Origin of the sequence: Devosia sediminis (assembly GCF_016411825.1) — a bacterium.
Taxonomy (GTDB): Bacteria; Pseudomonadota; Alphaproteobacteria; order Rhizobiales; family Devosiaceae; genus Devosia; species Devosia sediminis.
The window spans coordinates 535,745-546,602 of sequence record NZ_JAEKMH010000003.1 but is presented as its reverse complement, the minus strand read 5'-3'; the positions used below and the strand labels follow the sequence as shown (position 1 = coordinate 546,602).

The window sequence follows — 10,858 nt, the reverse complement described above, 5'->3', positions numbered from 1 at the left end:
CCAGATCCAGCTCGCAAGAACCTCGCCGTCCACGTCTCTCTTTCTTCAATTCTTCACAATGTCAAAGAGCTGACCCAGTGTCCGCGAGGACTACAGCGTCGGTGAGAGTTGGCACTCTCTATATTCCTTCAGGGAACAAGATTTCGCTTCCGGTTACCCGGCAGCATATCTGCCCTTTCAGAGATCGTCGATCAGTGGGAAGCACCGGAGCGCGTCGCGTCGTCGACAAGCGGGGTTATATGGGAGGCCCATTTCCGCGTCAACACCCCTCATGAAAGAAAGATGACATTTCTTGCGCGCCCCACGTCGGGCATGTGCAAAACCCGAGCGAAGTGCCCGGCTATGCTGGTGTTTCCACCCTTCCGGGATTTTCGGCATAGACGTGGTGTGCCGGTTCTGTGGCCCTCGGCGGGCCCGCCTCCGGCCCCGGCGTGGTCTCGTCGCTTGTGCTATGCGGACTCTTGAACCAGTGGAACGGGCGCAGGGTGAATTCGCGCATGGCCCGCTGGGTGGCCAGCCAGATCAGCACCCAATAGACCGGCAGGAGGGCCTGCCAGGCCCAGAGATGACGCTGGCCGGTTCTCGACAGGCCCACCAGATTGGTGGCAATCGCGCAGGTATCGCCCACGACCAGCACGACGATGCAGGCCAACGGCCAGGGCTCGACCATCGGCCAGGCGAGTTGCCCCGTCAGCAGGTGGACAATCAGGACGATCAGGAAGCCGGCATGCAGCAGGGGCGCCAGCAGCATGCCCAACAGCACGACCTGCAGCATCAGCATGCCGCGCCAACCCAGATCCGAGACCAGTTCGGGCATGTGGCGGTTGTGCACGACATAGGTCTGCATCCAGCCTTTCATCCAGCGCGTGCGCTGCCCCAACCAGACAGACCAGCGCGTCGGCGCTGCCTCCAGCGTGGCCGACAGACACGTGGCGCAACGCAGGTGCCGTCTCGCCAGCCTCACACCGAGGTCGGCGTCCTCGGTGACATTGAACGAATCCCAGCCGCCCAGCGCCCGCAATGTCGTGGTGCGAAAATGATTGGACGTGCCGCCAAGCGGCATGACCAGGCCCCACCTGGCCAAAGCGGGCAGCAGGACGCTGAACAGCGCGGCATATTCCCCGGCAAAAAGGGAAGGCAACAGGGATCGACCGCCATTGTCGATCACGAGCCGCGCCTGGACACAGGCCACCTCCGGATCGCGATCGAAGCAGGCCGCCACTTGCCGCAACTGGCCCGGCGCGGGGCGATCCTCCGCGTCATAGACCACGAGAAATTCGCCCCGACAGAGCGGCAAGGCAAAGCTCAGCGCCTTGGGTTTGGTGCGCGGCAGCGCATCGGGCACGACGAGAAGGGAAAAACGTGGATCGTCCAGATGCCGGCGGACGGACGCCACGGTCTCGGGCGAACTCGACTCGACCACAAAGATGATCTCGAGCTTTTCGGCGGGGTAATCCAGGCCGCCAAGGCAGGCGCAGAGCTGGTCGACCATGTGCGCCTCGTCGCGGAGCGGCACCAGGACAGTGTAGACCGGCAGGTCGGCCAAGGGGCCAAGCTGTGGGTCCGGAGCGACCGGCAGGCAGAGAGCCGCCAACCGGAGGAAGCTCGGGATCAGCACAAGCAGCAGCCAGAGAGGCATCAACAGGAGGAAGCCGGTCATCGGACCCACGACCAGGATCGCGGCGAGAGCGAGCAGCAGACAGGCAAAGGCATGCCGCATCGGCGTTGTCAGTTCGAGCTGGGCTGCAGCGCGAGGCCAGTGACGCGCCATGGTCTGGCGCGCGCTCTCCACCAGAGCGGCACTCGCCTCGGCGACAAGATGTTCCCGCATGGCCGGTGCGGGAATGAGACAGATCGCAGGGCCTTGTGTCGGATACTTGCGCCGGAACTCTTCCATCCGAATGACGCCAAAGAAATCCGGCGCGGCAATGACGATTTCCCGGTCCTGCAGCGCGATCCGCCGCATCCGGATGTCGGCCAGGCGGTCGATCCGCTCGGGCTCGGCGCCGCTGTCACCAAGGCGGGGAACGGCGTCCAGGAAGGCCAACCCGGCCCAGTCGGCCGCGCGCCGCATCACCTCTGCATCGGGAACACGAAGGTGGGTCGCGCACCAATGCAGCGGATCGACTTCGGAGAGGAGCGCTTCGTCGAGAGCGGCTCGCGCCACGTCCGGGGGCGTTCCGGGGCCGAGCAGAGCCTGCATCAAACCGGTCGCCGCCGACATGGGGGAGCCTCACACGGGCAGGCCGCGATCCGGAAGATGTTCGGCCGGCCAAGGTCCGTCGGGGAGCATGGGCGTGACCCAGCCGGTCGCCCGGCGCACGGCGCCAAGGGCCGCCTCCGACACTTCGATCCAGGCGGCCACGGTCGGCTTGCCTTCGCTGATCACCGGCGGGCCGAGCGGCGTGATCCGCCACCCCACGGCCGTGCCATGCTCGAGCATGTAGATCGAGGAAACAAAGGTGATGTAGCTCAACCCTTGGCTGAGGGCGTATTCCATCACCGCGCAGAAAAGGGCTGCAGACTCGGGTGCGCGCCGCCGTCCTTCGCGTCGATCCGGACGCACGTAGAAGCGTGTCCAGTCGGCCCCTAGCGAAGGATGCGCGGGGAGTTCTCCATGCACGAGCCCGTTAAAGACAGTCTGCAGCAAGTTCGGCCGGTCGAGCGGGGTGATGCGCGAGCCGCCCACCAGCTTTCCGGCTGTATCGGTCATCAGAAGATGGGTGGCGTCGGCATTGTCGAAGTCGTCGACATCGCGGCCATCGGGCCGGCGCAGGGCCTCCCAGCCCTCCATGTCGACGAAAACCCGGTGTCGCAGCCGAAAATTCTCTTCAAGTAGATCGTGGCTCTGCCGGTCCGCTAAACCGCGGATGATCTGCAATTTCATCGCGCTGCCCCCCCGAGCCAACGCCCTCAATAGAAGCATTAGGCACGGGTGACGCGGCGCGCGAAATTGGGAGAAATCACAAGGCGCGGCGGAAATCCGCGTCAGAGCGTAATGAGCTTGTGCCGGATCGCCTCAACCACCGTATGCAGGCGATTGTTGGTGCCCATCCGCTTTTGCGCGTTTTCGCAATGCTGGTTGATGGTGCGCGTGGTGAGGCCAGTAATATCTGCAATTTCGGCAGCCGTCTTGCCGGTCGCTGCCCATTTGAGGATCTCGGCTTCGCGCCGGGTGATGCCCCGGCGCCCGTCGAGGCGTTCCTGGGGAGAATTGAGATAGCGTAGGCGGCCATGGGCATAGAGGGCCAACATGTGCAGCTCAAGCCGGTCCTTTTCATCGAGATGGTCGGTCTTGCCCACCAGGGAAACCACACCCTGCATGCCGCCTTCCATATGCACAGGCACGCAGAAACCCTCGTCCATGCCGAAGTCGCGCGCCTCCTGCATCACCCGCCGGGCCGGGGCGTCGTTCTCCGCGTCGTAAGGCGCGTCCGACCAGTCGAAGGGCAAGGTGGTGGAAAAGCAGTGCCGGGCGACCGGATCGAGATGCACATAGCCCTTGCCGGTATAGCGCTCGTACCATTCGTCGTCCCAGCCCGAGAGCAGGACGAAGGGCCGGACATCGATACCCGGATCGGGCAGGCCGGAGACGATGAAGCGCTCGAAGCCATAGCCGCCGATAGCCCGGTACATGATATCGAGAATGGCGTCGGAACTGGTCTGGTTCTGGATGCCCTCAATCGTCGACATCAGATCGGCATTCACCTTGGCATCCCCCACAGGCCAATTGAACACAGGCGGATTCTGACCCTATTCGCGCGCGAAGGCAAGTGATGCGGCACCGGCTTCGCCTCATGGGAAGCCGGTGCCGCATGCTATTTATTATGAGGAATGGAACTGGTGCGGGTTGAACCGGTAGGCGGTCGAGCAGAATTCGCAGACCACTTCGATTTCGCCGTCGACGGCCATGTCCTGCCGCTCCTGCTCGGAAAAGCTGTTGGCCAGCATGTCCTCGATGCGATCGGCGGAACAGGTGCAACGCTCCACCAGGTCCTGCGGCGGAAACACCCGCACGCCGGTCTCGTGATAGAGGCGGAACATCAGCCGCTCCGGTGAGAGGTCCGGATCGGTCAGTTCGAGATCGCCCACCGTGCCCAGAAGCGCCTTGGCTTCGGCCCAGCCATCGGCCTCGACGAAATCGGGGTCGGCGGAATCCGGGTTGTCGAAATTGCCATCGCCCGGCAAGTCAGCCATGACGGACATGCCATTGGCCGGCAGGTGCTGGACCAGCATGCCGCCGGCGCGCCAGCGCGGACGATGGTCGCCGCGAGTGGTGATCTGCGCCACCGCGAGGCGAACCTGGGTGGGGATCTGTTCGGACTGCATGAAATAAGTGTGCGCCACTTCCTCGAGCGAATTGCCGTCGAGGGCGACGATACCCTGGTAGCGCTCGGTATGCGGACCCTGGTCGATGGTCATGGCGAGGTGCCCCTTGCCCAGAAGCTGGGCTGGGCTGGTCTCACCGGTTTCGGCCGCCTTGACGAGCGCGTCGTGGTCGTAGCGGGCATAGCCGCGGATACCGTCGGGTGCGTCGAAATCGACGACGATCAGGTTCACCGGGCCATTGGTCTGGGTCTGCATGATGAAGCGGCCCTCGAACTTGAGGGAGGAGCCGATCAGCGAGGCCAGCACAACGGCTTCGCCCAAGAGGCGCGCCACCGGGAGCGGATAGTCGTGGCGGCTCAGGATAGTGTCGAGAGCTTCGCCGAGGCGCACCACGCGGCCGCGGGTATCGAGCTTGTCGAGCGTAAAGGGCACCACGGCATCATCACCGGTCTCGGGACGATCGAGGCCAAGGCTCGAGAGCAGGGTTTCGGTCATGGTCTGGTCCGTGGACATATCTGGTCTTTCCTTAAGCTACGCCTCGGGATCGCGATGCACCACCCGTGACGACCTCGCAAAAACAGAGGCCCCCGCTTGCGCGGGGGTGACGGTTTGTGGAATGCAACGATGACGAGGCGCCCCGTCTAGTTCGTTTCGACTCCGAAGGCCCAGCAGAGAATGGCCTTCTGGGCATGGAGGCGGTTCTCGGCCTCGTCAAACACCACCGACTGGGGACCGTCGATCACGTCGTCGGTCACCTCGTCGCCGCGATGGGCGGGCAGGCAGTGCATGAACAGGGCGTCCTTGTTCGCCAAGGCCATTAGATTGGTGTTGACCTGGTAGGGTTTCAAGACCCGGCGCCGCTCGGCAGCATCGACGTCGCCCATCGACACCCAGGTATCGGTGATGACGAGATCGGCCCCTTCCACGGCCTCGCGCGGATCCTCGATGAGCCGTGCATACTTTCCGGCCCGGGTGATGTCCTGCATCAGGTCCTTTTCCGGGCTGTATTCGTCGGGCGTGGCGATGGTCAGCTCGCACTGGAAGAGTTCGGCAGCATTGACCCAGGAATGCAGCACATTGTTGCTGTCGCCCACCCAGGCGATCTTGGCGCCGCGGATATCGCCGCGATGCTCCTCGAAGGTCATTAGGTCGGCCATGATCTGGCACGGATGGGCGCGCCGCGTGAGGCCGTTGATAACGGGCACGGTGGCGGCCTCGGCCAGCTCGAGCAGATCGGCATGGCTGAGGATGCGGATCATGATGGCATCGACATAGCGGCTCATGACCTTAGCGGTATCGGCCAGGGTTTCCTCGCGGCTCAACTGCATGTCGTTGCCCGAGAGCATGATGGTTTCGCCGCCAAGCTGGCGCATGCCGACGTCGAAGCTAACGCGGGTGCGGGTCGACTGCTTGTCGAAGATCATGGCCAGCGTCTTGTCCTTGAGGAGCAGCGGGCGGTCGCCGTCCTTCAGGCGCCCCTTGAGGGCTGTGGCCTGGTTGAGCATGCCGCGCAGTTCGGCATAGGAAAAATCGTCGATGGACAGAAAATGATTGGGGGTGCCGGTCGTCATGGGCCGGGCTCCTTTATTGACGCTAGTCGAATTGAGATCGGTGCCGTGACCATGAGGGGCAACGGCTAACAAACGATGTCAAAGGCCTCGGCGGCGTCCGAAATGGTAGAAAGTGAGATACATCACGACCCCGCAGCCGGCGTGACCGCCTCGGCGTCGATCGCCTCGAAAGCAGCGCTGACTTTGGCCATGGCGTTTTCGATGTCGGCTTCCGTGACGATCAGCGGCGGCAGGAAACGCAGAACATTGTCGCCAGCGCTCATGGCAAGGAGCTGATGGTCGTCCCGGAGGCGCGCGACCATGTCGCGCACCGGGGTGGCGATCTTGATGCCGGCGAGCAGGCCCTTGCCGCGCAGTTCGAGCACGTGGTCGGGATATTTCTGCGCCAGTTGCTGCATGTGCCAGGCGAGCCGCTGCCCCATGACATTGACCTGATCGAGGAAGCCGGGCGCCAGGATCCGATCGAGCACCGCATTGCCCACCGTGGTCGCGAGCGGATTGCCGCCATAGGTCGAGCCATGGGTGCCGGGCACCATGGATGCCGCCACGTCGCCCTTCGCGAGGCAGGCGCCGAGCGGGAAGCCGCCGCCGATGGCCTTGGCAACCGCAACGATATCGGGGGTGATGCCGGACCATTCAAAGGCAAAGAAGCGTCCGGTCCGGCCAAAGCCGCACTGCACTTCGTCGAGAATGAGCAGCATGTCATTGTCGTCGCAGAGCTGGCGCAGCCCCTGCATAAACTCGCTGGTCATGGCGGTGACGCCGCCCTCGCCCTGCACTGGCTCTATGAGAATTGCGCAGGTCTGCGGGCCGATCAGCTCTCTGACGGCATCGAGGTCGCCCGGCTTGGCATGCTTGAAGCCCGGCGCCGCCGGACCAAAGCCCTGGAGATAATCGGGATTGCCGCCGGCGGCGATGGTGCCCAGGGTGCGGCCATGGAAGGAGCCGGTAAAGGCGATCACTTCGTAGCGGTCTTCCTGGCCCTTGGCCCAGAAATAGTGCCGCGCAGTCTTGATGGCGCATTCCAGCGCTTCGGCACCTGAATTGGTGAAGAAGACGCTGTCGGCAAAGGTGGCTTCGACAAGGCGCTGACCGAGCCGTTCCTGCTCGGGAATGGTGAAAGTGTTGGCGGTGTGCCAGACCTTCTCGGCGGCAGCCTTGAGCGCACCGACGAGATGCGGGTCGCCATGGCCCAGGGCGTTGACGGCAACGCCCGAATGGAAATCGAGATATTCTCGGCCGTGCTGGTCGTACAGGCGCATGCCCTCGCCCCGCTCAAAGGCGAGATCGGACCGGGCATAGGTGCCGTAGAGCGCAGACATGGCAGTTTCCTCTGGGGTTGAACGAAGAGCGTGGCAAAGCTGCCACAGAAATCAAAAACGCGCCCTCTCGGCCGCGCGTTTGGACCTGAGAATTAGGCGAAAAACCTGCGGCAAGTCAATGACTCACGGCCCAAGTGCCTGATTTGACTCGAGGATCGTTAGGGCAATCTTAACCAATGAATAAACGGGGAAAATCCGCCCCGACTCTTGATCCCGATTCCTGCGATGTCGTAATCTCCGAGGCGTTGGGGACACGATATCTCGTGCGGCGGACCCGCTCAACATACGAGCTGTAGAGTCAAAAGGCTGCCATGCCGTTTTGGCAGCGCAATGAAGGATTCTGTTTTGTCGATGGTTTCAGGAGCGCAATCGATGGGCTGGACTGACGAGCGCGTCGAACTTTTGAAGAAGCTTTGGATGGAAGGGCTCAGCGCCAGCCAGATTGCGGCGGAGCTGGGCGAAGGGGTGACCCGCAATGCCGTGATCGGCAAGGTGCACCGCCTCAAGCTCTCTGCCCGTGCCAAGCCGACCAATACCGCCCCGCGGGCTCGCCCCGCCGCGCGCCCGGCAGCGCCGCGCCGCGTGACCGGCCAGACTTCCGGCGCCACGCCGATGAGCGCCAAGCCGCGCGTTTCCATGGCCCGGCCGCAGGTGATGGGCGCCACGGCGCTGGCCGCCGCGCCGGAAATGGAAGCCGAGCTCTACGTGGCCCCGGCAGCCGCTGAACTCTTTATTCCGGAAGACAAGCGCCTCAACCTGCTGCAGCTCAACGAGCATACCTGCAAGTGGCCCATCGGCGATCCGCTGAACAAGGACTTCTACTTCTGCGGCCAGCACAGCCTCGAATCCGGTCCTTATTGCGAATTCCATTCGCGCCGCGCCTACCACCAGATGGACAAGCGCCGCCGCTGAGCGGGCCGGTTGCAACAAAAAATGGGGCGCCTGCGGGCGCCCTTTTTTTTATGGGACGCGCAGCGCCCCTTCCGCCCGCAGGGCAGCGGCATGCTCGCCACCGGTCGCGGCCCAGTCCTGCCCGAACGACACCGAACAGGTGCGCGCTTCTCCCAGCAGGTCGTCGGAGATCACCCCACCGCTCTCGTGCAGCGCCTTCACCTGGCCGGCAAGGCGATGGCAATCGTCCAGCGTGGTCTGATGCGCCGTGGGGGCGGAATAGCTGCTCCAGGCAAAGTAGCCGGTCACGGCAATGGCGAGAGTTGCGGCGGGCCAGATGGTTCTCATGCGGGCGCTCCTGTGCCCGTCAACAGTGCCGCTGCGGCGGCGTGCCGTCCACTCAACCCCGTCGAATGGCTTAAAGCCGGGTTACGCGCGAGCTGAAAAGTCGGCGTCCAGTCAGGGCAGCAGCACGTCGACCCGCAGCCCCTCGCCCGGTTTGGAGCGGATCGTCATCTGGCCGCGATGGCGCTGCACGATATGCTTGACGATGGCGAGCCCGAGACCCGTCCCCTTCTTGCGACGGCTGGCCTCGGCATCGATGCGGTAGAAGCGCTCGGTCATGCGCGGGACGTGCTCTGGCTCCACGCCCGGACCGTGGTCGATAATGCTGACCATGTGATGCAGGCCGGGGCGGTCAACCGCCGTGAGGGTGACTTCGACGGTCTTGCCGTCGGCGCCATATTTGATGGCGTTGTCGATGAGATTTTCGAACACTTCATAGAGCTGTCCCCGATCGCCGGTCACGGCGACCGGCGTGTGGGGCAGGCTGAGCACGACATCGAGATTGGCGGCCTTGGCCTGGATCTGCAGGCCTTCGCGCACTTCGCGCAGGAGGCCGCTCAGGTCGACGGAGCCGGTCGGGCGCACATGCTGGTGCATCTCTATGCGCGAAAGGCTCAGCAGGTCATCGATCAGCCGGCTCATCCGGTCGGCCTGGCCGCGCATGATGCCGAGGAATTTTTCGCGCGCTTCCGCGTCGCGCGCCGCCGGGCCAAGCAGCGTGTCGATGAAACCGATCAGCGAAGCCAGCGGGGTGCGCAGTTCGTGGCTGGCATTGGCGACGAAATCGGTGCGCAGGGCATCGACCCGCTTGAGATCGGTGAGGCTCTGGAAGGTGACCAGCAATTGACGGTTTTCATCGGCGAACCAGTCCCGGTCGGGGCGGCGGATGGGCGCCACCATGACCCGATCCCAGGTTTCCGAGGGCACGGTCTCGTGCAGCTCGAAGCTGCGCGGCTCGCCGCTGCGTTGCGACCCTTCGATGGCCGCCACCAGATCGGGATTGCGCATGACCAGCGTCATGACCCGCCCGACCTGCAGGTTGGGATATTGGCGGGCCGCGGCACCATTGCGATGCAGCACCGCGCCGCGGCTGTCGAGCACCAGGCCGGGTTCACCCAGCGCCTCGACCATGGAGTGCAGCAGTTCGCGCTCGACGTCCTGACGAGCCGGACCGATGGCGGGCACTTCGACCGTATGGGTGAGGTGGACCACGGGTCGCGGCAGCAGCGCGACCAGGCCGACCATCACCAGAAAACCGAGCAGCGCCAGATCCGGGCGCAGGCCACCGAGCAGAACGAAAGCGAGGATGAGGCCCGTTAAACCAAGGAGCAGCGGCACCTGGCCGGCAAGGCGCGCCAGAGCATTGTCCGTTCGGCTGGTCAGTCTCGTGCTGCGGAGGTCATCCATTTCGGGGGGTCGAATCAAAGGGTTAAGCCCGCCTCTTGCGCGGGAGCGGCGTTCATAGCACGGTCTGTATGACAGTGGAGAGACAGCGTGACCGATCCCATCGACGACTTCGACATCAACGATCCCGAGCTCCCCAAGGCCATCAAGAAGGCCGCTTTCGGCTCGGGCAATTATCCCTACGAGGACAAGCTCGACGACGACGAGTATGACACGCAGATGTATGCGCTGCAAAAGCAGTTGGTGGTGCATCAGGCGCATATGGCCAAGGCGGGTACCCGCACCATCATCCTGTTCGAAGGGCGCGACGCCGCCGGCAAGGGCGGCACGATCGAGCGCTTCCGGGAAAATCTCAATCCGCGCTACACCACGATCGTGGCCCTGCCCAAGCCCAGCGACCGGGAAAGCACGCAGTGGTATTTCCAGCGCTATGTCGACTGGCTCCCGGCCGCCGGCGAGATGATGCTGTTCGACCGCTCCTGGTACAACCGGGCTGTGGTCGAGCCGGTCATGGGTTTCTGCACGCCCGAGCAGAGCGAGCGGTTTCTTGAGGAGGCGCCGCAGTTCGAGAGGCAGTTGACGCGTGACGGCATCCAGCTCTTCAAGTTCTGGCTGTCCATCGGCCGGGAAATGCAGCTCAAGCGCTTCCACGACCGGCGGCACGACCCGCTCAAGACCTGGAAACTGTCACCGGTCGATCTCAAGGCGCTCGAGAAGTGGGACGAATATTCGGAGGCCCGCAACCGGATGTTCAAGGCGACAGACAGCAAGCATGCGCCCTGGACCGTCATCCGCGCCAATGACAAGAACCGCCTCCGGCTCAACGCCATTCGCGTCGTGCTCCACGCCCTCGACTATGAAGGCAAGGACGAGCGCGAGATCGGCGAGATCGACCGCAAGATCGTGCTGACCGCCGACGACTTCCTGGAGATTCAGGAGGAGTAGGCCCCTTCCCTTTCCTCTCCCGCATCCGTGAGAGGAAAGGGGCCAGCGCCC

The 10,858-nt window shown here is 63.9% G+C and carries 10 protein-coding genes; 2 read left to right on the top strand and 8 right to left on the bottom strand.

What is annotated here, in order from left to right:
• Positions 1–340: 340 nt before the first annotated feature.
• The 6 genes from JEQ47_RS15725 to JEQ47_RS15700 form a co-directional block, all read right to left on the bottom strand.
• Positions 341–2,224 (bottom strand): glycosyltransferase, encoded by a 1,884-nt coding sequence (locus JEQ47_RS15725; protein ID WP_198877348.1) that lies wholly within the window; start codon positions 2,222–2,224, stop codon positions 341–343.
• Positions 2,225–2,233: 9 nt separating this feature from the next.
• Positions 2,234–2,887 carry an acyl-homoserine-lactone synthase gene (locus tag JEQ47_RS15720; protein WP_198877347.1) on the bottom strand — a complete coding sequence of 218 codons (654 nt, stop codon included), beginning with the start codon at positions 2,885–2,887 and terminating at the stop codon, positions 2,234–2,236.
• Between the two features lie 101 nt (positions 2,888–2,988).
• Positions 2,989–3,693, bottom strand: a complete 705-nt coding sequence (locus tag JEQ47_RS15715) for an autoinducer binding domain-containing protein (protein WP_198877346.1) — start codon at positions 3,691–3,693, stop codon at positions 2,989–2,991.
• 132 nt (positions 3,694–3,825) lie between these two features.
• Positions 3,826–4,824 (bottom strand): Hsp33 family molecular chaperone, encoded by a 999-nt coding sequence (locus JEQ47_RS15710; protein ID WP_198877382.1) that lies wholly within the window; start codon positions 4,822–4,824, stop codon positions 3,826–3,828.
• A 146-nt stretch (positions 4,825–4,970) separates the two neighbouring features.
• Complete coding sequence (gene argF / locus JEQ47_RS15705; protein WP_198877345.1) at positions 4,971–5,900, bottom strand: ornithine carbamoyltransferase; 930 nt, start codon at positions 5,898–5,900, stop codon at positions 4,971–4,973.
• A 122-nt stretch (positions 5,901–6,022) separates the two neighbouring features.
• Entirely contained in the window at positions 6,023–7,222 is a 1,200-nt protein-coding gene (locus JEQ47_RS15700) for an aspartate aminotransferase family protein (protein ID WP_198877344.1), read from the bottom strand.
• Between the two features lie 372 nt (positions 7,223–7,594).
• On the opposite strand from JEQ47_RS15700, the gene JEQ47_RS15695 reads away from it, so the two are divergent.
• Positions 7,595–8,134: a GcrA family cell cycle regulator gene (locus JEQ47_RS15695; protein WP_198877343.1), complete on the top strand. Its 540-nt coding sequence runs from the start codon at positions 7,595–7,597 to the stop codon at positions 8,132–8,134.
• Positions 8,135–8,182: 48 nt separating this feature from the next.
• On the opposite strand, the gene JEQ47_RS15690 is transcribed toward JEQ47_RS15695, so the two are convergent.
• Positions 8,183–8,461: a hypothetical protein gene (locus JEQ47_RS15690; protein ID WP_198877342.1), complete on the bottom strand. Its 279-nt coding sequence runs from the start codon at positions 8,459–8,461 to the stop codon at positions 8,183–8,185.
• Between the two features lie 111 nt (positions 8,462–8,572).
• Positions 8,573–9,865 (bottom strand): sensor histidine kinase, encoded by a 1,293-nt coding sequence (locus tag JEQ47_RS15685; protein ID WP_198877341.1) that lies wholly within the window; start codon positions 9,863–9,865, stop codon positions 8,573–8,575.
• Positions 9,866–9,952: 87 nt separating this feature from the next.
• Between JEQ47_RS15685 and ppk2 the strand changes: the two genes are divergently transcribed.
• A complete protein-coding gene (gene ppk2 / locus JEQ47_RS15680) occupies positions 9,953–10,807 on the top strand; it encodes a polyphosphate kinase 2 (protein WP_198877340.1) in 855 nt (284 codons plus the stop codon).
• Positions 10,808–10,858: the final 51 nt, after the last annotated feature.

What these genes read in the sequence shown, in the direction of transcription:
- JEQ47_RS15725 (WP_198877348.1), bottom strand. Translation starts at nt 2,224, where the DNA reads ATGTCGGCGGCGACCGGTTTGATGCAGGCTCTGCTCGGCCCCGGAACG.
- JEQ47_RS15720 (WP_198877347.1), bottom strand. Translation starts at nt 2,887, where the DNA reads ATGAAATTGCAGATCATCCGCGGTTTAGCGGACCGGCAGAGCCACGAT.
- JEQ47_RS15715 (WP_198877346.1), bottom strand. Translation starts at nt 3,693, where the DNA reads ATGTCGACGATTGAGGGCATCCAGAACCAGACCAGTTCCGACGCCATT.
- JEQ47_RS15710 (WP_198877382.1), bottom strand. Translation starts at nt 4,824, where the DNA reads ATGACCGAAACCCTGCTCTCGAGCCTTGGCCTCGATCGTCCCGAGACC.
- argF (WP_198877345.1), bottom strand. Translation starts at nt 5,900, where the DNA reads ATGACGACCGGCACCCCCAATCATTTTCTGTCCATCGACGATTTTTCC.
- JEQ47_RS15700 (WP_198877344.1), bottom strand. Translation starts at nt 7,222, where the DNA reads ATGTCTGCGCTCTACGGCACCTATGCCCGGTCCGATCTCGCCTTTGAG.
- JEQ47_RS15695 (WP_198877343.1), top strand. Translation starts at nt 7,595, where the DNA reads ATGGGCTGGACTGACGAGCGCGTCGAACTTTTGAAGAAGCTTTGGATG.
- JEQ47_RS15690 (WP_198877342.1), bottom strand. Translation starts at nt 8,461, where the DNA reads ATGAGAACCATCTGGCCCGCCGCAACTCTCGCCATTGCCGTGACCGGC.
- JEQ47_RS15685 (WP_198877341.1), bottom strand. Translation starts at nt 9,865, where the DNA reads ATGGATGACCTCCGCAGCACGAGACTGACCAGCCGAACGGACAATGCT.